The organism is Paraburkholderia sp. HD33-4, from assembly GCF_021390635.1.
Classification (GTDB): Bacteria; Pseudomonadota; Gammaproteobacteria; order Burkholderiales; family Burkholderiaceae; genus Paraburkholderia.
Window position 1 is genome coordinate 1,781,666 of record NZ_JAJEJS010000002.1, and the last position, 21,547, is coordinate 1,803,212.

A 21,547-nucleotide genomic window follows, 5' to 3' on the forward strand; every position below is an offset into this window, starting at 1 on the left:
TCTTATGTATTGACTGCCTCGCGCGTTTGCCGCGCGCTTGGGTCGTATGTTTCGGCCATCTCTTTCGGCCGGCCCCGCTTATTCCTTGCCAACCCACTCCATCCGCACCGATTCGAGCTCGCGCGGCAGGCGCGCCGAAACCGGCGCCCTGCGCGGCAATTCGACGAAGCCCAGCCGCCGGTACAGCGCGTATGCGCGTTTGTTGCTCACCAGTACATCGAGCACGAGTTGGTGCCGATCGGGTTCGCCACGCCCCGCGCGAGTCCGCGGACTCATCAACTCACACACGCGCATCGCATCCGCGAACAGCGTGCTGAAAACCCCCGTGCCGCGCAGGCGCTCATGCGTCGCGCAATGGGCGATCAGCGTCTGCGTCGACTTCGGCGCCGGCAATTCGCTTTCGAGCACGAGGCCGCGCAATAGCATGCGAACCGTGCGGCGCAGGCCGAAGAACAACACCAGCATCAGCGCGACGTGCGGATCGTCGAACCAGGTATGGCGTCCGTCATGCAGCGCGAGCACCGCGACCGGCTGTTCGTCTTCAGTCACGGCCACACGGTGGCGTTGATACGAAAAGCGTCCGAGCTTCGATGCAAACGCGAACGCCAGAAACTCGATGCACGCCTCGGACGGCTCGCCGAGAAAGAAGCCGAACTCACGCACGCCCGATGCGAAGATCAGCGGCGCGCAGACTTCGGCATCGCCGGCGCGCGCGGCGCGAAAGCGCAGCGCGAGCGGTTCGTGTTCGCGAACGGGCGAATTCGCGCGCGCAGGTTCTACGGCATACATGGCAGGCTGCCCCGGGTTCGATTCGTTGTGTGTGTGGTTAGCGAGCGATGCGCCTAAGCGCGACGATCGTGCGGCTGATCTGTTCTGGTTCGTGCGTCGAGCAGATGAAAAAGCGCAAACGTGCAGCCTTTTCCTCGACGGCCGGATAGAAGATCGGCTGCACGTTGATGCCTTCGGCGAACATCGCGTTCGCCCATTGCGCGGCCTTCAGCGTGCTGCCGGAAATGATCGGCACGACGGCGTATCCCGCGCTCTTGCCGGTATCGAGACCGGCGGCACGCGCTTCGTCGATGAACTGCCGCCCGCGTGCGCGCAAGCGCGCGACCCGCTCGGGCTCGGCCGCGAGACGCTCGAGCGCCGCGAGCGACGCTGCCGCCAATGCCGGCGCGAGCCCCACGCTATACAGGAAGCCCGGCGCGAGATGACGCAGGATATCGATCAACGCCTGGGTGCCGGCGATAAATCCGCCGCAACCCGCCAGCGTTTTGCTCAGCGTGCCCATCCAGATATCGACATCGCCGCTCGCGACGCCGCAATGCTCGCGCACGCCCTTGCCGCGCTCGCCGAGCACGCCGAGTGAATGTGCCTCGTCGACCATCAGGAACGCCGCATGACGACGCTTGATGTCGACGAATTGCGCGAGATCGGGAATGTCGCCGTCCATGCTGTACAGGCCTTCGATCGCGATCAGCACGCGGCGGTAATCGTGCCGCACGCGCGCGAGCAACGCATCGAGCGCCTGCCAGTCGTTGTGCGGGAAGCTCAGCCGTTTGGCGCCGCTCAATTGCGCACCCTGCACGATGCTGTTATGCGCGAGCGAGTCGTGCACGATCAGGTCGCCGGGACCGAACAGCGAGCCGATCACGGTCACGTTGGTCGCGTGGCCGCTGACGAATACGACGCAATCGTCGACCTCGTAAAACGACGCGAGCGCCGTTTCGAGTTCGCGCTGCACGGGCCGCTCGCCCGCCACCATGCGGCTTGCCGACGCCGACGTGCCATAGCGGTCGATCGCCTCTTTCGCGCGCGCGCACACGTGCGGATCGCCGGCGAGGCCCAGATAGTTGTAGTTCGCGTAGTTCACATATTCGGCGCCGCCGATACGCGTTGTCGCGCCCGCCACGCCTTCATGCACGCGAAAGAACGGCGACTGCACCTGCAGCTTGTCGCCCATCTGCCGCAGAATCTCGACCTGCTGATAGCCCTGCATGCTTTCGAACCTGCACAACTCGGCGCGCGCGGCATCCTGCGCAGCGCGAGTGCCGCTCGCCGCGAGCGGCGAGCCTGGCTCGCGCGCCTCGTCGGACACGCGTTCGAGCTGCCTCATCAACGCCTTCGCGGCGAGTTGCTGACGAAGGTGATCACCCAGTCCCATAGTGTTTCGCTAATCCTGTACGTTCAGCCCGCGAATTCGGCCCATTCCCACGCATCGCGATCCGCGAGCAGCGCGGCGACGAGCCGATAGTTCATTTCATGACTCGGCCGCAGCGCGCTCACACGGCCCAGCAGCGGCGCGCCGGCCATCGCCATGTCGCCGACCAGATCGAGCACCCGGTGGCGCACGAACTCGTCGGGCACGCGCATGCCGCCGAGCACCCGATTGCCGACGATCGCCGCCGTGCACGACAGACGCGCGCCACGCAGAATCGGCATGCCGCGCACGTAGCCCGCCGCGATCGCCGGGATCGCCCACTTGACGCGTCCATACGAGCGCGACGGCGCGATCTCGCCGGCAAAGCTCGCGGGGGTCAGCGCGCCGTCCCAGCGCAATTCGCCGAAACCCTTCAGATCGTTGCGCACGCTCATTTCATAGGCGGCCGCCGGTTCGATCGACATGCTGCGTTCGTCGCGCGTGCCCGCACCGTCGACGATCTTCACGGGCCGCAGGACGCGAATGAAGCGCTTCGCATGCGGCAGTTCGATGCGTCCGCACGCGCGAATTTCGTCGAGCCACGGTTGCGCGCTACCGTCGAGAATCGGCACTTCCTCGGCGTCGAGTTCGACCGTCGCGCGATCGATTTCGCACGCCAGCAGCGAAGCTAGCAGATGCTCGACCGTGCGCACGCGCACGCCATCGGCCGCTTCGAGCATCGTGCACAACGGCTGCCCGCGCCGCAGCGCGGGACTCACCGCGAATTCGGCCAGCACGCGGCCCTGCTGCATGCGCCGGAACAGGATGCCGCGCGGACCGCTTGCCGTGCCCGGCAGGATCCGCACGTTCACGCGCCGGCCCGTGTGCAGGCCATGGCCGCTCACGGTCAGCACGCGCGCGAGCGTCCCTTCGCGATGACTCCAGCCCGCGGGCGCGCGCATCAGACCGTCTCCGTCGCGCTCGACTGCGCGGACAGCGCATCGGCCACGTCGGCCAGTGCATGAGCGCCGACATCGAGCGCATGCTGCGCGGCGACCGCCGCGACCTGCGCCGCCATCTGCGCGGCCGCGCCGTTCGGCTCGGCAGCTTCATCCTGCGTCTGGATCGATTCGACGATACGTTGGGCGAGTGAATGCACGGTCGCGCCCTCGGCCATCGTCATGATCGACAGCTTGACCTCGAAGCGCTCTTCGACCGCCATGCCGAGCTCCATGCCCATCAGCGAATCCATGCCCATGTCGAGAATCGAGCGGCCGGTTTCGATCTTCTCCGGCGACATGTGCAGGATGCGCGCGATCTGCGCCTGCAACGTCTCTTCGACCAGTCGCCGCGCGTCGTCGAACGGCATCGCCGCGATCTGCTCGCGCATCTGCACGCTGCTGCCCTGATGCGCCGGCTCGTGACTGCCGCGCGTCTGCAGCTCGGTGTAGCGATGCGCGCGCGCCGCCGGCATGCCGAGCGCGAGTGCGTGCCAATCGAGCCGCACCACCGCCTCGCCCGCATGCATCGAGACCAGCGCGCGTTCGAGCGCGGTCATCGCTTCGGCCGAGCTGATCGACACGCCGCCGATCCGCGCCTGCAGCGCTTCACGCGTGTCCGCGTTGCGCGCGAGGAAGCCGACGTCGTCGAGCGGACCCCATGCCAAGCAGGTGCCGGGCAAGCCGGCCGCGCGGCGCTGCGTGATCAGCGCTTCGAGGAAGCTGTTCGCCGCGACGTAACTCGATTGTCCCGGATTGCCGAGGAAGGTCGTCGCCGACGAATAGACCACGAAGAAATCGAGTGCCAGCTCGCGCGTCGCGCAATGCAGATTCCATGCGCCCGCCACCTTCGGCGCGAGCACCGCGGCAAAGCGCTCGTCGTCGAGATTGCGCACGAGACCGTCGTCGATCACCATCGCCGAATGCAGCACGCCCTTCAACGGTATGCCGCGTTGCGCGAGGTCGGCGAGCAACGCATCGAGCGCGGCCGCGTCGGTAACGTCGCACGCGACCGTGCGCACTTGCGTGCCGTTGCTTGCGCGCCAGCGGGCGATCTCTTCGGCCAGTTCGGGCGCGAGCGTGCCCGAGCGGCTCGCGAGCACCAGATGACGCGCGCCGCGCGACATCATCCAGCGCGCGCTCGCAAAACCAAGCCCGCCGGTGCCGCCGACGATCAGATACGCGGCCGCCGGATCGAGCTGCAGCGTGGCACCGTCGTGAGCCGAGCGTGCGGGACTCGGCGTGCCCGCCGGATACGTGACGAGAATCTTGCCGATCTGCCGCGCCTGCTGCATGTGACGGAACGCTTCCTCGACGCGCTCGGCCGGGAACGCGCGATACGGCAGCGGATGCAGCACGCCGTCCGCGAACAGTTGCATCACGTCTTCGAACAAACGCGCGGTCAGCCCCGGCAATGCGCTCATCAACTGGTCCGCATCGATGCCGAAATAGCTGATGTTGTTCCGGAACGGCCGCAAGCCGATGCGACTGTTTTCATAGAAATCGCGCTTGCCGAGTTCGAGGAAACGACCGAATGGGCGCAGCGTGTCGATGCTGCGCACCATCGCTTCGCCGGCCAGCGAATTGAGCACGATGTCCACGCCCGCGCCTTGCGTGCGCTCGCGGATTTGATCGGCGAACGCGAGGCTGCGCGAATCGAACACATGATCGGCGCCGAGCAGACGCACGAACTCGCGCTTCTCGCGGCTGCCCGCGGTCGCAAACACTTCCGCGCCGAGATGCCGCGCGAGCTGGATCGCAGCGATCCCGACGCCGCCCGCCGCGCCGTGCACGAGCACACGTTCGCCACGGCGCAGACGCGCCAGCTCGCACAGCGCGTAGTACGCGGTGAAGAACGTGGTCGGCACGGTCGCCGCTTCCTCGAACGTCAGACGCGCGGGCTTGTGCGCGATCGCTTCGGCTTTCGTGCGCACATGGCTCGCGAACGACGCCGGCGCGAAGCCGAGCACCGCATCGCCCGCCGCGAAACGCTGCACGTCGCGGCCGACGCGCACGACGCGCCCGGACAGCTCCATGCCGACCGTCGCGCCCGCGAAGCCGTTTTCGACGGCCTCGTCGGACAGCAGGCCCATCGCGTACATCACGTCGCGGAAATTGAGGCCCGTCGCGACCGGTTCGATCTCGACCTCGTCCGCGGCGAGCTCGCTATGCGGCAGCGGAAACCATTCGAGGTTGCGCAACGAACCCGGCGACGCGAAACCGAGCACCGCCGCTTCATTGCGCGCGCGCAGCGGCTCGGCCACGATGTCGCGCAGCGCCGCGTTCGGGGTGGCCAGCATGCGGGTCACGTAGCGGCCGCGCGGCGTCAGCAGCACTTCTTCCTCGCCGTCGGACGCGAGCAGTTCGCGCGCGAGCAGCGTGCCCGCTTCGAATTGCGTCGCGCCGCACACATCGATCAGACGGCACGACAACTCGGGATGCTCGTTGGCCAGCACACGCACGAGCCCCCACATTGCGCCCTGCTCGGGACGCAGCGACGCCGCCTCCACGAACGGCGTCGGGACTGGCGCGCCGCCGCGCGTAACGATCCACAGTTGCGGGCGCATTTCGTTCGACGCTGCCGCCAGATCGCGCACGAGCTGTGCGAGCGCGAGCGTGGTCTGCCGCTGCGCGTGCATCACTTCGGCGCCGTCCGCGTCGACCGACAACGGCTGATCGGGCGCGACGAACACCACGTGATGGGCGACGCCAGCCGGCGCGGCCAGCCTGCTCATATCGTGCTGCAACGCCTCGCGCGTCGTGCTCGATGTCGTATGGCCGGCGGCTCGCAGCGCCGTGGCGAGCGTGGTGTCGATCGCATCGGACGTGGCGTACAGCAACGACCAGTGCGCGGGCAACGCGCTCGCCTGAGCCGCGCCCGCCGCATCGTTCCCGGCCGCTTCGCGCGGCGCGCGCGCCACCAGCAGCGTCGGCGCACCTTCGAGATCCAGCCCCTGCTCAGAATGGCGCGCGACCTGTTCGAAGCCGGCCTGTTCGAGCAGTTGCGTCAGCGCCTGCGGCGACAGCCACGCCGCGCGGCGCGCGTTGGCATGCGCGGCGTCCGCGTCGAGATCGAACACGAGATCCGCGAAACGGCTGTTGCGCGGTTCCGCGATCACGACCAGCGCGCCCGGTGCGAGCCAGCCGCGCAATGCCGCGAGCAACGCACGCGGTTCGCTTTGTGCCGCGAGCACGTGACTCGCGACCACGACGTCGTAGCGCTCGCCCGCATCGACGCCGACGAGACGCGGCGCATCGCCGAACTCGACGGTCGCGACATGGAGCGACGGATGCTCGGTCGCGTCGAAGCCGCTCAACTGCTCGCGCGTACCCGCGATCGTGTAATCGCAACGCGAGACCGGCACGTGAATCGCGAGCGGCTGCAGCACGTCGGTGAGCGGCGAATCGAGTTCGAGCACGCGCAGACGGCGCGGCTCGCTCCAGCTTTCGATCGCACGATGCAGACACGCGCCGGTCAGCGCGTTCGCATGCGTCCACGTCGGCGACGCTTCGAAGAAATGCTCGACGAGGCTGCTGCGCGACGGCGGCAGGATCTGCGCGCCGCTCACTTCGCCGCGCAGCACGGCGGGCAGCGCCGCGCCGCAATGCGCGAGCAGCGTCAGTTCGGCCACATGCGCGGGCGATTGCGCGAGCAGTTCGCGCCACAGTTCGTCGATCGCAGGCAAGTTGGCGCAGGCGTCGTCGTCGCGCACGAGACGCGCGCCATCGCGACGCGCCAGACCATCTTCGATCACGATCTGCACGAGTCGCGCGAGCAACGCCGGATGCGCGCAATCGGGCAGCGCCGGCTGCGCGAACACGTCCAGCGCGTCGAGCGCCTGCAGCGCATAAGCGCCAGCGAGCACGTCGAGCAGCGGCAGCATCTCGGTCAGATGCGTGTGTCGGCGCGCTTCGCCTTCCTGCGTGGCGAGTGCGTTCGTCGCATCGGCGAGCAAGGCGGCGGCCGTGGGCAACGTATGGGCGTTGAGGTCGGCGGCAAGCGGCTTCGCTTCGACGATATACGTGTAGCGTCCGGGCGCCTGCTGGCGCCGGCTCAGCAGATCGACGCGGCGGAACCGGCACGCGCTCAGACGCGCGACGATCTCGCCCTGCGCGTCGGCGAATTCAAACGATGCGACGACCGAATGCGGGCTGCGCCGCTCGATGCGCGCGAGCACGTAGCGGATCGTGTCGCCGCGCAGATAGTCGATGCGACCGAGTTGAACCGGCACATAAGCGGCATGCTCGATCTCGCCATGCCCCGGCGAAGCGAGCAGCGCGAACAGCGGATGAAAACCGCTGTCCATCAGCGCGGGATGCAATGCATAGGCGTTCGCGGCGTCGGCGGACTGCGCTAGCACCGCGGGCATGTCGACTTCGGCAAGCGCCATGTCGGCGTTCGCGTCCACGTGGACCGCACGCACCCAGCGGAACGCGGGGCCGTAGTTCAGGCCGATCGCGGCGGTGTTCGCGTACAGCGTGTCGCCCGACATCGCAGGCTGCGCGAGCAGACTCGTCAGATCGAAAAGCGGCAGGTTGGCCGACGCGTCGCCGAGCGCGCAACCGCTCGCGAGCAAACGGCCGGTCACGTTCAGCGACCACGCTTCGTCCGACATGCGATCACGCGTTTCGATCGTGAAGTTCGCGGTCCGCACGTCGACGGTGAAGCGGAACAGCTTCGAATGCTGCGGCTGGAACACGACCGGCAGACGGATTTCGACGTTCTCAACCGCGCAGCTCGCAGTGCCGAAATGCACGCGCGCGGCGGCGAGCGCCATCTCGACATAGCCGGCACCCGGAAACGCCGCGCCGCCATCGACGACGTGATCGGCCAGTATCGGCAGACCCGCGGGGTCGAGCTGGTTTTCCCACGCGAGTGCGTGCTCGTGCAGACGATAGCCGAGCAGCGGATGCTCGCGGCGGCGGTATACGAGGTTGTAGGCCTCGGCGGTCGGGCCGAGCCAGTGGCGCTCGTGCTGCCACGGATACGACGGCAGCGCCACACGTTGGCTGAGCAACGTACGCGGCGCGAAACGATCGACGTCGACACTCGCGCCGTTCGCGATCATCGCGTGCAGCGCGTGATGCAGCGTCTGCGCACTGTCGTGATTGCGCTTGAGCGTCGGCAGCGAACGGCCCGCGATGCGCGCGTCGTCGAGCGTTTGCGTCACGTAGGTGCGCAGAATCGAATGCGGGCCGATCTCGAGGAACAGACGCACGCCGTTCTGCGCGATGCGCGCGATCGCGTCGCCGAAGCGCACCGGCTCGCGGATATTGCGCCACCAATAGTGTGCGTCGAGCTCGGTGCCGGCCAGTTCGTCGCCCGTCACCGTCGATACGAAGCCGCGCGTGGCCGCGCCCGGCGCGAGGGCCGCGAGACCGGTGAGCACGTCCAGCGCGATCGGATCCATCTGACAGCTGTGGAACGCGTAGTCGAGGTCGAGCATCTGGAAGAAACGGCCGCTCGCCTTGACGGCCGCTTCGAGCGTTTTCAACGCATCGAACGAACCGGCGAGCGTGACCGCCTGCGGACTGTTGACCCCGGCAACTTCCACCGTCGCGTCGAGATCGTGTTGCGCAATCAACGCACGCATCGCCGCTTCGCCGAGACCGGCGGCCGCCATCCGGCCGGTGCCGCGCGTTTTCGCCTGAGCGCGGCTGCGGATCTTGAGCACGCGCACGGCCTGCGCGAGCGTCAATGCGCCCGACGCCCATGCTGCCGCGACTTCGCCGACGCTGTGGCCGACGCACACGTCATACGCGACGCCACGTGCTTCGAGCACGCGCACCACGCCGACCTGGATCGCGAACAGCAGCGGCTGCGAATGCTCGGTGGCCGCGAGAGTCTCGGCGCTCACGCCTTCGCGCAACATGTCGAGCAGCGAAGCGCTGCCGTCGGCGCGCCACAATGCGTCGAGCTCTTCGAGCGCGGCGCTGAACAGCGGCTCCTGTTCGAGCAACTGCTTGCCCATGCCGGCCCACTGCGAGCCGTTGCCCGAAAACACGAGAGCGAGACGACCGTCGTCGGCCGGCGCTTCGCCTTTGACGAGCGCCATGTCCGCGTGCTCCTGCACCGACGTGGCCAGTTCGACGAGTGCCGCGCGCGCTTCGGCGAGCGTCGACGGTGCGACGATCGCGCGATGCTTGAGCCATTGGCGGCGATGCGCTGCGTTCGCGGCCAACAGATTCCATGACGCGCCTTCATCGAGCGATGCCAGATAGCGCGCCGCGAGGTTCGGCAACGCGGCCGCGGCGCGCGTCGACAGCACGAGCGGCGTGAGCGGTGCCGTTGCGTCGCCGCTTTCGGGTTGCGGCGTTTTGGTGACGCTGGAAGCCGGCGCTTCGCGCAGCACGACGTGCGCGTTCGTGCCGCCGAAGCCGAACGAGTTCACGCCGACCACCAGTGGCGCGTCGGCGCCATCGGGCGATTCGAGCGGCGTCAGACGATCGACGACACGCAGCCGGCCGCCGACGAAATCGATCGCCGGATTCGGCGTTTCGAAATGCAGCGTCTTCGGCACCGCGCGGTGCTTCAGGCACAGGATCGCCTTGATCAGGCCGGCCATGCCCGACGCCGTTTCGAGGTGACCGACGTTGGTCTTCACCGAGCCAATCAACAGCGGCCGGTCCACGTCGCGCCCCGCCGACGCGACGCTCATCAATGCGCGCGCCTCGATCGGATCGCCGACGGCGGTACCGGTTCCATGCGCTTCGACATAAGCGAGCGAGCGCGGATCGACACCCGCGCGTTGATAGACCGTGCGCAGCAGCGCGGCCTGAGTCGCCGCGCCCGGGACGCTGATGCCGCCCTGCGAGTAGCCGTCCGAGTTCACGCCTGTACCGGCGATGACCGCATGAATCGTGTCGCCGTCGGCGAGCGCGCGCTCCAGCGTCTTCAGCATCACGAGCGCGCCGCCTTCCGAGCGGACGTAGCCGTCGCCGGTCGCGTCGAACGCACGGCAGCGGCCGCGCGGCGACAGCATGGAGGCCTTCGAGAACGTGACGAAGCCGAACGGATGCAGCAGCAGATTGACGCCGCCCGCGAGCGCCACTTCGGCGTCGCCTGCCTGCAGCGCCTGACACGCCTGGTGCAGCGCGACCAGCGACGACGAGCACGCGGTGTCGACCGACACGCTCGGCCCGCGCAGATCGAACAGATACGACAGACGGTTCGACGCGATGCTCAGCGTGTTGCCGGTCGCCGAATACGGGTCGACCGCGTTCAGGTCGTCGACGAAACGATTGCCGTAGTCCGGGCTCGCGACGCCGACATAGACCGCGCAGTTGCTGCCTTCCATGTCGCGCGGACGCACGCCGGCGTCCTCGAAGGTTTCCCACGCGAGTTCGAGCAGCAGACGCTGCTGCGGATCCATCTGCTGCGCTTCGCGCGGCGAGATGCCGAAGAACGACGCGTCGAAACCAGCGACGTCGTCGAGCACGCCCGCGGAGAACGTATAGCTCTTGCCCGCTTCGCGCTTCGACGGATGCTGGTAGAACTCCGTGCCGAAACGCTCGGCCGGCACTTGCGTGACCGCATCTGTTTCGTCGCGAAGCAACGCCCAGAAATCTTCCGGGTTCTCAACATGGCCGGGGAAGCGGCAGGCCATCCCCACAATCGCAATCTGTTTGGTCATCGTTCTTCTGTTGGGTGCGGCGTGCGTGTCGGCTCCTCACGCGATACGGCTGGCGCGAGCGCTTCTACCAGGGCGACGCCAAGTTGCCCGGCGTAAAGATCTGTTCGGATGGCAGGCGCATCACCATAGTTGCGCCAGATGAAGTAGTTGCTGTGTGCCGGTTCGTTGTCGAACTGAGCGTAGACGTGCGATAGCGCCGGCACGTGATCGCCATAAAAGCACAACACCGTGTCGCGGCGCCGCGCGCGCAGCGCGGCGAGCAGCCGGCCGAGCATCGCATCGGCATTCGCGAGGTGGCGCAGATAGGCGGTCAGGTCGCGCCATTGTTCGTCGTCGCCGAGCGAATGGAAAGCGGCGGCCTCGCCGGGGCGCACCGTTTCCAGATGCAGCGGGCCGTGGTTTTCCATCGTCATCGAGAAGATGAACGCGGGTTTCTCACGAGGTTCGTCGAGTGCTTCGATGATCGCGTCCGCGACCGCCATATCGGCGACGTACGGGCCCGTGCGCGGTGCGTCCGCGAATGCCTCGATGTCGACGAAGCGGTCGAACTGCAGATGTTTGAAGGCCCGCTCGCGGCCGAAGAAATCCGCGTAGTACGGGTGAATCGCGAGCGTTTGATAGGTGCCGTGCTTGAACCACGACGCGAGCGACGCGCACGCGCGCCGCACGAACGCATACGGATAGAAACGCGCGTAGCCGAGTTGCGTTTCGTCTACGCCGGTCAGCACCGCGAACTCCGTGCGCATCGTATTCGCACCCCACGCGGGCACCGTCAGCTCGCCGTGCTGGACTGACTCACGGCGCGCGAGATCGAAGTTGCGCAGGATCGCCGGATCGATCGAGATGGATAGACGCCTCGCGTCGAAGAAGGATTCGCTCTGGATCAGGATCACGTCGGGCATCGTGTGCGGCTTGCCGCTCGCAAACGGACCTTTCGCAAGCGCGGCGCGCAGTTGACGCACGGTCGCCGGGCGCATGCCGTTCAGCAGATAGGCGATGAAGACCGCGAAGAAACCGTGGCGCTGCTGATCGTCGACGGCGCGCAGAGTTAGCGGCAGGCGCGCGGCGCACGTGTAGGCGGCTGTGATCGAGGCGCACGCGGCGAACAAAAGCGCGGTGATGGGCGGATGCGCGAGCGGCGTGTCCGCGACATACGCCGCGACGACCACGACGATGCCGAGCACGATCGCGATTACGGTGCCCACGCTCAGGAACGGCAGATAAAGACGTGGATGCGCGAATAGCTGGCTGAAGAGGCTCAGGTCGGTGAACACGAACGGCTCGCGGAGCGATGCGTATTTCGCGTTGCTGACGCCTGCGAGCAGAGCGACCAGTGCGATCGCGACGAAGGCCGAAAAGCGCACGCGCCCGGTGATCAGCAACACGCACACGCAGAGGAATGCGATCGCTGCGACGTGCAACGCGAACGCCAACGGCGAGCGACGCAGCGACGCGCGCGGCTGCGCGAGCGCTTCCGGCAGAAGCGCGAGGCCGGCCGCGGCCGTGAAGCTGAGCGCGAGCGTCGCGTTCACTCAGTGCTCCTCGCGTGGCAGATACGACAGGCCGCCAAGGATTGCATCGGCGAGGACCGCCGGCAGTAACGGCAATAGCCGCATGCCGAACGCGAGCAGGCTCGGGAACGCGATTTCGGCGCGGCCTGCTTTCAACTTGCGCTGAATGTGGTGGGCGGCTTTGTCCGCTGACCAGAGGAAAGGTTTGTCGCCGGGGAACACGTCGCTCATTGCGGTCTTGACGAAGCCCGGCAAAACGATCGACATGCGAATGCCGTCGCGCGACAGGAGCGGACGGACTGAATCGCCGTAGGCTTTGATCGCTGCTTTGCTTGCGCAATAAGCCGGTGAGATTGCCATGCCGCGCAGTGCGGCGAGTGAGCTGATCAGCGTGACGTGGCCGTGTTTGCGCGCGCGCATGCGCGCGATCACCGGCAGCGCGGCGTGCATTGCGCCGTAGAAGTTCGTGTCGACGATTGCGGCCGTGCGCTTCTGGTCTTCCCAGTCGGTTGTTGATGAGAGCGTACTGGCGGCGCCCGCGTTGGCGATGAGCAGGTCGATCGGGTGTGTGTCGTCGAATTGCTCCAGCCAGGTTTGCATGGCTTGCGCGTCGCGTACGTCGATCAGGGCGGTCTGCACGCTTGCGCCTTTTGCGCGGCAGGCCTGCGCCGACGCTTCGAGGCGGTCGGGATCGCGGCCGATGAGGCCGAGTTCGACGCCTGGCGCCGCATAAGCCAATGCGAGCGCGCGACCGAGCCCGGCGCTCGCGCCGGTGATCACGATGTGGCGCGGCCCGGCTTTATGCATGCGTGGCTGCCTCCAGGCGTTGCACCGCGCCGGCTACCGCCATGGCGATGCCGGTCTTCGTATAGAAGTCGCCGTTGATCTGCGTGTGGTGGACGACGTAGTCGAGGAAGGCCTGGTACAGGTTCATGTCCGGCTGGTCGGCCCGGGTCCAGAAGTCATCGAGTGAACCTTGCCAGGTCAGGCCAGGCATGTTGTAGATGGACGTGCCCAGTGCCATCAGCGGGCGGCGGTGATGCAGTGCCGACAGGCCTACCGTGCTGTTCACCACCACGGCGCCGCGCGCGTTGTCGAGCAGCGTCGGCAGATGGCCGGCGTCGATGAAACGCAGGCGGTCGGTGATGTCGAGGTCACGCGCGAGTTGCAGCGCGTGACTGCGGTGGTCGATCAAGCCGGTGTCGAGTGGGTGGTTTTTGACAACCAGCCACGTGTCCGCGGGTGCGTGATTGGCGAACGACGTTAGTACTTTGGTGATGGCTTCGCGCACGCCCTCGAATGGCGAGTGCACGACGATCTGCGCGTCCGAATTCAGTTGCAGCGGGAAGATGTAGTACGGCTGCTTTGCGTCGAGCAGATCGCGGGTGAATTGATCCGAATCTTTGTGATGCTGACGCTGACGCAATGCGCGAGTAGCGAGGCCCGCGTACTCGAAGAAACCGTTTCTCGGACGATGACTGCAATAGTGCGGAAAGCGCGGCGCGAACAGCGAGTTGGCGGCCCGGTAGCGGATGTCGTGGAATGCGCGTTCGAAAAGATTGTAGCCGGTGGGCTTTCCTACCGGGCTTGGTGGCGTGAAACGGCGCTGATCGAGATACCAGGCGGGATCGCGGGGTAATTGCGAGCGGCCATTTACGCCGTGTTTTTCCAGCGTCAGCCAGTGCGGGCGGACGTAGCCCTCTTCGAATACGTGGACGCGCAGGCCGTGGGCCTCGGCTATAGGGTGGATTGGGCGGTGAATTTCGCGGCAGTCACCGAACATTATTACGTCGGTGAAATTGCCGGCTTTCACTTGATTGACATACCACTCGGATAACCCGGCCGCTTGTCCGCGGAAATTCCACGCGTCGCTATTGCCAGCGTAGGCCAGATCCCCACCGCAGAAATTAACTCGGCGCACCCCATGCCCGCGCGCTTGCAGCGCAGTGGCAAGACGGCTGAAGAACGGAGAAGCCGTGCCTTGCAGGGCGAGAAAGGAGCGGTGCATGCGAATACGTCAATAGCGGACCGAGCCGTGCCAAAAGGAACGCTTCATCGACGCGACCTTCCCCGGAGACTTCGGAATCGTTGGAATTGTGGATGCTGACCTTAAGCAAGGATCGGAGAATACAGCATTACGAGTTAAAAATTAACAAAGAGAAGAAAATTTAAAGAAATTTGTTGGAAGGACACGAAGGTTGATGGCGTAAGGCATATCGGGTGGATATAATCAGCCGCCCCTTTCGGTAAGCGTACGTCGACATTTTCGAGAGAGGTTTGTCACACTTCAATCGCGTTAGCGTCCGCCAAAAGTATCGGATCAAGATTGGTATTGGCGCACGCAAAACGTTTGCGACCGGGTTGGGACCACGTGCACCTGCGGGCGCTTCCGCTCTTCCCTCTGCCCGCCTGACCGGTGGGTGAGGAATGGAAAGAACTATTTCAAGTTGGATAGAACGTTGGAAACAGTATCTAGCAACAATGCAGCGCGAGCATCCTTGGGGCAAAGAAAAGGACTGGTCGAACGGATCAAGTCAGTCAACCGCATCTTCGCGCTGACTGTCGTCCTGCCAACCACAATTGCGGTTGCATATTTTGGACTCGTTGCCTCGGACGTTTACGTTTCGGAATCGCGCTTTGTGGTACGCAGCGCGCAGCGGCAAAGTCAAGCCGGTGTTGTCGGCGCTCTACTACAAGGCACCGGATTTTCACGCGCACAAGACGACACCTATCCGGTGATTGACTATATTCAGTCACGGGACGCGCTCAAGGAGCTGAATCGACACGATTACATTGCCGATGCCTATGGCAATCACGGAGATTTTCTGAGCCACTTCTCACGTGGGCTTGACGACAGTTTCGAAGCGCTGTGGAAGTACTATGACAAGCACATCGTCTCGGTCGACCTGGATTCAACTTCGGCTATTACGACGCTGCAGATTCGCGCTTACACAGCCAAAGACGCCGAGAACATCAACGAGAAGTTGCTCGAAATGAGTGAGCGTCTTGTCAATCAGATGAACACGAGAGCTGCTGCGGACACAGTTCAGTTCGCGCAGCGTGAAGCCGACTCGGCGGCGGCCAAAGCCAAGGACGCCGCTGCCGCACTCGCAACGTACCGCGATGCATACACGGTATTCGACCCGGAGAAGCAATCCGCGCTGCAACTCCAACAAGTCACGGCACTCCAGACTCAGATGTTCGCAGCGCAAACCCAACTGATGCAGTTGCTGTCCATCGCCCCGCAAAATCCGCAAATTCCAGTTCTAAAGACCAGCATCCAAACGCTTCAGAAACAGATCGCGATGGCGACGGGCGACGTGACCGGAGGCAAAAACTCACTGTCAAACAAGGCCGCAGTTTACGCGCGTCTGCAACTCGATTCCCAGTTCGCCGACAAGCAACTTGCTTCTGCGATGGCCGCGCTGGAAAGCGCACGTGCCGAAGCTCAGCGCAAACAACTATATCTTGAGCGACTCATTCAACCCAATACACCTGATGTTGCTATCGAGCCCAAACGCCTCAAATCGATTCTCGAGGTTTTCGTACTCGGCATGATCGTTTGGGGTGTGCTGAGTTTGCTGCTCGCCGGAATTCGTGAGCATCATGATTGATTCGAACACCGACGCAAGGCATCATCCGACTCTGAACCGCTCATTCCAAATACAGTGCCGTGTCGTAGGTGCGCTGCTCATGCGTGAGATTCTGACGCGTTACGGTCGACACAACATCGGATTTCTCTGGATCTTCTTTGAGCCTATGTCCTTCACTTTGGGCGTGACGGCGCTATGGACGATCAGTAAGGTCACACATGGAATGAATCTGCCCATTACCGCATTTGCGGTGACGGGCTATTCCACGGTTCTTCTTTGGCGAAACTGTGCCAACCGCTGCGCGCTGGCCATTCTTCCCAATCAAAGCCTCCTCTATCATCGGAACGTTCGCGTATTGGATCTGTTCATCGCTCGGGTACTACTAGAGGTGTCTGGTGCGACGATGTCGTTCATGTTCCTGAGCATCCTGTTCATCTGCCTCGGCCTGATGGAGCCCCCTCACGACATTGCGTTGGTGCTGGGAGGATGGATTTACCTTGTCATCCTCGGCACAGGGTTGGGCTTTACGATTGGCGCTCTGAGCGAACGCAGCGAGACCATCGATCGCGTCTGGCACACAATCGCCTATCTTCTATTTCCTCTCTCGGGTAGCGCGTTCCTCGTGCAATGGATTCCGCCTGCAGCACAAAAGTTCATCCTGTTGATACCGATGGTGCATGGCGTGGAAATGCTTCGCAGCGGTTTCTTCGGCCCAACGATTAAAGCCCATTACGACGTTGGATATATGGTTGTATCCGATCTTGTCCTCCTGCTACTCGGACTATTGCTGATTCGGGACGCCAGCTTGCGAGTGGAACCGGAATGATTGATCTGATGCACGTTTCCAAGACCTACCACACCCGGCAAGGCAAGCACGAAGTGCTGAAGAAAGTCAATCTTCGCGTCGGGAAGGGTGAGAAAGTCGGGATTCTTGGCAGAAACGGCGCAGGAAAGTCGACAATGATCCGCATTATCAGCGGCGCGGAGTTGCCGACTTCGGGACGCATATCCCGTGGAATGAGCGTGTCATGGCCCTTGGCTTTCGGTGGCGCATTCCAGGGGAGCCTGACGGGAATGGACAATCTTAGATTCATCTGTCGGGTTTACGGGGCGAACGCGAAGCTTGCCGAGCCATTCGTCCAGGAGTTCTCGGAACTCGGTTATTACCTGCGAGAGCCGGTCAAATCGTACTCCGCGGGTATGAGAGCGCGTCTGGCGTTTGCCATTTCGATGGCGATCGACTTTGACTGCTTTCTCATCGATGAGATCATTGCCGTCGGCGACAGTCGGTTTCACGAAAAGTGTCATCACGAGCTATTTGACCGGAGGCGCGATAGCGCATTGATCATAGTCAGCCACGACGCCAACTATATTCGACAGCACTGCGATAGAGCTGCAGTGCTCGCAAAAGGAGAGTTGCATAATTTCAACGACTTCGACGAAGCCTTCGCCTTCTATCAGGGGAACATTTCGGCCGGGTAGATGATGCCGCATTTAAGCATTCCCGCACATACTTGCTGGTTTCAGCAAGAGGGCGGTCGCCGTCCAGTTCTCTTTCAGCAACAGCTTGGGTGAATAAATTCCGGATACAGGCGGCATGGATCTGCCGCGTCAGATAATCGGACATCTACGCATAAACTTAACGACCAAACGCATGAGCACCGCGATCATTACGGGTATCACCGGCCAGGACGGCGCATATCTCGCCGAACTTCTTCTCGATAAAGGCTACACTGTCTATGGCACATATCGCCGGACAAGCTCCGTCAACATGTGGCGTATAGAAACGCTCGGGATTGACAAGCATCCCAACTTGCATCTCCTAGAATATGATCTAACAGATTTGGGCTCCAGTATCAGACTGCTGCAAAACACCGGAGCGACCGAAGTCTATAATCTGGCTGCCCAAAGCTTCGTCGGTGTGTCTTTCGACCAGCCCAACACAACTGCCGAAATCACGGGCTTAGGAGCGCTCAATTTGCTCGAGGCAATTCGCTTGACGAATTCGGCTACCCGCTTCTACCAGGCGAGCACGTCGGAGATGTTCGGCAAGGTCCAAGCCGTTCCGCAAATTGAAACTACGCCGTTCTATCCGCGCAGCCCCTACGGTGTCGCTAAACTTTTTGCTCACTGGACGACGGTTAACTATCGCGAAAGCTACGACATTTATGCTAGTAGCGGCATCCTCTTCAATCACGAGTCCCCACTGCGTGGACGCGAGTTTGTGACGAGAAAGATCACCGATAGCCTCGCTAAAATCCGCCTTGGAAAACTCGATGTACTGGAACTCGGAAATCTCGACGCACGGCGAGATTGGGGTTTCGCCAAGGAATACGTTGAAGGCATGTGGCGAATGCTCCAAGCCGATAAACCCGACACCTACGTTCTCGCGACGAACCGTACCGAAACGGTTCGCGACTTCATCAGCATTGCTGGCCGTGCAGCCGGCTTTGAGATCGCGTGGGAAGGACGTGGTGAGAATGAGATAGGCATCGAGATTGCGTCTGGACGTACCATCGTCAAGATCAATCAGAAGTTCTACCGCCCTGCCGAAGTCGACCTTCTGATCGGCGATCCAGCCAAAGCTCGCAAGGAATTGGGTTGGGAGCCGCAGACCACGCTAGAAGAACTCGCACAGTTGATGGTCGAAGCCGACATGCGTCGCAACGAGACTGGATTTTCGTTCTGATAAACCCTAAGTGGCGGCGCCGATACGGTGGGCCTTTGAGATTCAAAGCTACCGCCTAAGGCTGGACGCTATGCGCAAGTACGCCCATCGCGTCCAGGATAGCCGTCCTTAGCTGACTTCCCGATCGGAAAGTCCTGCGCGGGTACGCTCGCACCCGCACTCGTTACCCCAGACTAGATACATAACGATAGATTTCGGCTGTTCGTTCGAAGCACACATCCCAGCTATACGTGTCGATCACGCGCTTGACAGACGCTTGCGCCGAGCGACCGACATCCGCGTCTTCCAGGCAGTGCTGAATCAAGGAAGCGAAGGCCTCTACGTCGTCAGGATTGACATAGTTCACCATACCAAGTGAAACCTCACGTAACACCCGGATATCAGCACTGATCACGGGAACACCGCAAGCCATCGCCTCCACCATCGGCAGGCCAAATCCCTCGTATCGCGAGGGAAAAGCAAACAACGCGGCGCCCGCCATCAACGTGGACAGTCTGGACTCGTGCACATACCCGAGCCGGCGCAACCAGCCTTCCCTCTCGGCATCATCCAATGCGTTGTGGAGTGCATCACCAGCCCATCCTTCTGCGCCAGCAATAACCAACGGAAAAGCGCGGCGGGTGGCGTCTGGCATGTAACGATACGCGGCCAGTACCCTATCGAGGTTTTTGCGTGGCTCCAGCGTTGAAACACAAAGAACGTAACGCTTGAAACTCAACCCCTCCCCCTGAAACATCGCAGTCCAGTTAGCTTCGTCCGTTGGGCGATATGTGCTCCCGACACCAAGCGGGACAGACACGACTGATTCAGGTGACAGACCGGTGTGCGAAAGTAGTTCATCACGCACTGCCTCAGAATCCGTCAGCAAAATGCGCGCTCGCTTTATCGACTCATCGAACAGTCGTTCAAACTGACGTATCCGCTCGATTGGATGCGTTTCCGGAAATTTGAGTACCGAAAGGTCATGAATCGTAGCGACGGAATTTTCCGCCCACTGGGGAACAAAGTAGTTTGGTCCGTGAAAAACCGCCCTCTGACCAAGCCAATGCTGGTGCCACTCCCTCAGCGCGCGCGGCAACTTTCGCAAGACATGGTTGGTAGGCTGCCCGTCTAACGAAACCCATGAGTTACCGCGCAAGTAGCGCGGAACCATATCCTGGACACTATCTAGCCTGCTCGCCAGTTCCCATGTATATCTTCCAATACCAGTCAGGGGCGGGACAAGTGCATCCACCGCCATAATTACTTGCAAGCGTGCTCCCTTCAAAGTCGCAACCGTTGCTAATCTAGACGTCAAGAACAACTATAACGATCGTCTGTTAGCCGCCGGCGTCGCTATTAAATTACTGAAATGCCGACAGTCGACACTGTAAATCCGCAGTCATCCAGCCACTGATTTGCTTCCTGAACAGGCAGGATTGAAAGGTGATAAAGCCCGGGCGCGGGAGGTGCCAAGACACGCACTCGTACGTCCGTGCTCGCCCCTGAACGCAACCGAACAGTCTCGATAGGCGACCGCAACCCGTCGAACACAATGACACGCCCTTCCTGATCCAACCAGTGGTAAGAAACGTTTATGGCAAAACGGTCGACGTTTGTCCAGTTCTGATCTGATGAGTTATGCAATTTGGCAGACACTTCGAAAATGCAATTGCACGTAACCTCCGCCGGTACCGAATCGTACTCTAGATGACCATCTCCGTGGCGAATCAAGTGAACAGGTTCATCATCCGTTTTTCTGATTGAGAAATCGGCGGGCAGGGATGCATAGCCGACACCAGCAATTATTCGCGGCGATGACACATGAAACGTCGACAAACAATCATGCCACGCAAGTTGAGCTACGACGTCTCCCGACTTTCCGACAAACGAAAAACCTGCCGAATAGGTGCCATCGGGCAAATCCGATGCCAGATAGTACCGGGCGCGATAGCGGCCTGCCCCAGCATTCTTCAACCGCGTACCTAATAAGCCGGAATTTGTACCAAATGCCCACTGCTGCGCGGCATCGAACAATTGAATGCCAACCTCGATGTCTGCAAACGTTTGCTCGACCGAAAATTCCAAATCGAATTGCAGCATTTGACCTCTAGTGAAGTGCGATCCGTTTTGCCTAAACGAAGTCAACAGGAACTCCGAAGCAGACCACGAGCGGTCGCGTGGCAGATCGTACTTTTTCCATTTCGGCTTTGTCAGTCCCAACAATACAGGGCGTTGCGTATCCCGTCGCTGTCTTATCTCCATGAGGCGCTCGCAAAACGCAATATCCAGGCTATTCAGCTCCGACAATCGTCGCAAAAATTTCGGAGACAGAGATACAACATCTGGCCGTTCATTCGTAACGTTGACCTTCTCAAGTCGCACAGGTGACGGAACCTCAACCAACGCCGCAAGTTCGCGAAGAAAACCAGGCATATCGTCATAAAACCCGATTACGTCATATTTCTCAATTGACGCAAGCGATGAAGCGATCTTGCCTTCATCGGTCTGAACACCTGCGTCAAAAATCCTGCAGAAATGCTCCACGTATGGATTGCAAATGTGCGGCAGTAACGCGCCGCCTACTTGCTCCCCTTCACTTTTGACGAAAGCTTCGACCTCCTTCCACAGCCCGGAAAGTTCCACGGAAGAGAAATTATTGAGCACATAGAATATCCAAGAGAGCGCGCGATCAATAGGCTCCCGTACGCACGTGGCATATCTGTACCGCGGGTCGAGGCCCTCTCCATCAAAGTGGAGATGTCCAGATACGACCGAATATGCCCCCCCGTATGCACGCACAAGCAATGAATGCGCGCCCACCAGATTGGGCGATACACAGGCTTGCCCGAGTTCACCAGTTAGCCAGCGATTCGTAGCCATTCCCGCCGTTTTCGGCAAGTGGTCGAAGACTATCCGACCAGGAAAAACTGGAAGATTGTCCATATTGTGTTTGCCATTGAGAACTCGCAGGGTCGGGTACCCGAAAATTTTCGAACCCCC

The 21,547-nt window shown here is 62.3% G+C and carries 13 protein-coding genes; 4 read left to right on the plus strand and 9 right to left on the minus strand.

Features of this window, described 5'->3' with window-relative positions:
• Positions 1 to 78 precede the first annotated feature (78 nt).
• From L0U84_RS28205 to L0U84_RS28235, 7 genes are read right to left on the minus strand one after another with little or no spacing between them, the layout of a single operon-like run.
• A complete protein-coding gene (locus L0U84_RS28205) occupies positions 79 to 789 on the minus strand; it encodes a GNAT family N-acetyltransferase (protein ID WP_233854929.1) in 711 nt (236 codons plus the stop codon).
• Between the two features lie 37 nt (positions 790 to 826).
• Entirely contained in the window at positions 827 to 2,164 is a 1,338-nt protein-coding gene (locus tag L0U84_RS28210) for an aminotransferase class I/II-fold pyridoxal phosphate-dependent enzyme (protein ID WP_233854931.1), read from the minus strand.
• 23 nt (positions 2,165 to 2,187) lie between these two features.
• Positions 2,188 to 3,102: a UDP-3-O-acyl N-acetylglycosamine deacetylase gene (locus L0U84_RS28215; protein WP_233854933.1), complete on the minus strand. Its 915-nt coding sequence runs from the start codon at positions 3,100 to 3,102 to the stop codon at positions 2,188 to 2,190.
• Positions 3,102 to 10,772: a type I polyketide synthase gene (locus tag L0U84_RS28220; protein ID WP_233854935.1), complete on the minus strand. Its 7,671-nt coding sequence runs from the start codon at positions 10,770 to 10,772 to the stop codon at positions 3,102 to 3,104. The genes L0U84_RS28215 and L0U84_RS28220 overlap by 1 nt, the downstream gene beginning before the upstream one ends.
• Positions 10,769 to 12,304, minus strand: a complete 1,536-nt coding sequence (locus tag L0U84_RS28225) for an LTA synthase family protein (protein ID WP_233854937.1) — start codon at positions 12,302 to 12,304, stop codon at positions 10,769 to 10,771. The genes L0U84_RS28220 and L0U84_RS28225 overlap by 4 nt, the downstream gene beginning before the upstream one ends.
• On the minus strand, positions 12,305 to 13,090 hold the full coding sequence (locus tag L0U84_RS28230) for an SDR family NAD(P)-dependent oxidoreductase (RefSeq protein ID WP_233854939.1): 786 nt from the start codon (positions 13,088 to 13,090) through the stop codon (positions 12,305 to 12,307).
• Positions 13,083 to 14,291 carry a capsule biosynthesis protein gene (locus tag L0U84_RS28235; RefSeq protein WP_233854941.1) on the minus strand — a complete coding sequence of 403 codons (1,209 nt, stop codon included), beginning with the start codon at positions 14,289 to 14,291 and terminating at the stop codon, positions 13,083 to 13,085. The genes L0U84_RS28230 and L0U84_RS28235 overlap by 8 nt, the downstream gene beginning before the upstream one ends.
• Positions 14,292 to 14,742: 451 nt before the next feature.
• On the opposite strand from L0U84_RS28235, the gene L0U84_RS28240 reads away from it, so the two are divergent.
• The 4 genes from L0U84_RS28240 to gmd all read left to right on the plus strand — a co-directional run bounded on the left by L0U84_RS28240 (position 14,743) and on the right by gmd (position 18,565).
• On the plus strand, positions 14,743 to 15,897 hold the full coding sequence (locus tag L0U84_RS28240; protein ID WP_233854943.1) for a hypothetical protein: 1,155 nt from the start codon (positions 14,743 to 14,745) through the stop codon (positions 15,895 to 15,897).
• Positions 15,890 to 16,702 carry an ABC transporter permease gene (locus tag L0U84_RS28245; protein WP_233854945.1) on the plus strand — a complete coding sequence of 271 codons (813 nt, stop codon included), beginning with the start codon at positions 15,890 to 15,892 and terminating at the stop codon, positions 16,700 to 16,702. The genes L0U84_RS28240 and L0U84_RS28245 overlap by 8 nt, the downstream gene beginning before the upstream one ends.
• A complete protein-coding gene (locus L0U84_RS28250; RefSeq protein WP_233854947.1) occupies positions 16,699 to 17,358 on the plus strand; it encodes an ABC transporter ATP-binding protein in 660 nt (219 codons plus the stop codon). Before L0U84_RS28245 ends, L0U84_RS28250 begins: the two co-directional genes overlap by 4 nt.
• Before the next feature lie 172 nt (positions 17,359 to 17,530).
• Positions 17,531 to 18,565: a GDP-mannose 4,6-dehydratase gene (gene gmd / locus L0U84_RS28255; RefSeq protein WP_233854949.1), complete on the plus strand. Its 1,035-nt coding sequence runs from the start codon at positions 17,531 to 17,533 to the stop codon at positions 18,563 to 18,565.
• 163 nt (positions 18,566 to 18,728) lie between these two features.
• Here gmd and L0U84_RS28260 read toward each other — a convergent pair whose 3' ends face one another.
• Both L0U84_RS28260 and L0U84_RS28265 read right to left on the minus strand, forming a co-directional pair.
• On the minus strand, positions 18,729 to 19,817 hold the full coding sequence (locus L0U84_RS28260; RefSeq protein ID WP_233854951.1) for a glycosyltransferase family 4 protein: 1,089 nt from the start codon (positions 19,815 to 19,817) through the stop codon (positions 18,729 to 18,731).
• 86 nt (positions 19,818 to 19,903) lie between these two features.
• The gene (locus L0U84_RS28265) at positions 19,904 to 21,490 is read right to left on the minus strand and encodes a Wzt carbohydrate-binding domain-containing protein (protein WP_233854953.1); all 1,587 of its coding nucleotides are present in this window, start codon (positions 21,488 to 21,490) and stop codon (positions 19,904 to 19,906) included.
• Positions 21,491 to 21,547: the final 57 nt, after the last annotated feature.

Bases quoted from the DNA above. Each gene is read 5' to 3' on its own strand.
- L0U84_RS28205 (WP_233854929.1), bottom strand. From the start codon at position 789: ATGTATGCCGTAGAACCTGCGCGCGCGAATTCGCCCGTTCGCGAACAC.
- L0U84_RS28210 (WP_233854931.1), bottom strand. From the start codon at position 2,164: ATGGGACTGGGTGATCACCTTCGTCAGCAACTCGCCGCGAAGGCGTTG.
- L0U84_RS28215 (WP_233854933.1), bottom strand. From the start codon at position 3,102: ATGCGCGCGCCCGCGGGCTGGAGTCATCGCGAAGGGACGCTCGCGCGC.
- L0U84_RS28220 (WP_233854935.1), bottom strand. From the start codon at position 10,772: ATGACCAAACAGATTGCGATTGTGGGGATGGCCTGCCGCTTCCCCGGC.
- L0U84_RS28230 (WP_233854939.1), bottom strand. From the start codon at position 13,090: ATGCATAAAGCCGGGCCGCGCCACATCGTGATCACCGGCGCGAGCGCC.
- L0U84_RS28235 (WP_233854941.1), bottom strand. From the start codon at position 14,291: ATGCACCGCTCCTTTCTCGCCCTGCAAGGCACGGCTTCTCCGTTCTTC.
- L0U84_RS28245 (WP_233854945.1), top strand. From the start codon at position 15,890: ATGATTGATTCGAACACCGACGCAAGGCATCATCCGACTCTGAACCGC.
- L0U84_RS28250 (WP_233854947.1), top strand. From the start codon at position 16,699: ATGATTGATCTGATGCACGTTTCCAAGACCTACCACACCCGGCAAGGC.
- gmd (WP_233854949.1), top strand. From the start codon at position 17,531: ATGAGCACCGCGATCATTACGGGTATCACCGGCCAGGACGGCGCATAT.
- L0U84_RS28265 (WP_233854953.1), bottom strand. From the start codon at position 21,490: ATGGACAATCTTCCAGTTTTTCCTGGTCGGATAGTCTTCGACCACTTG.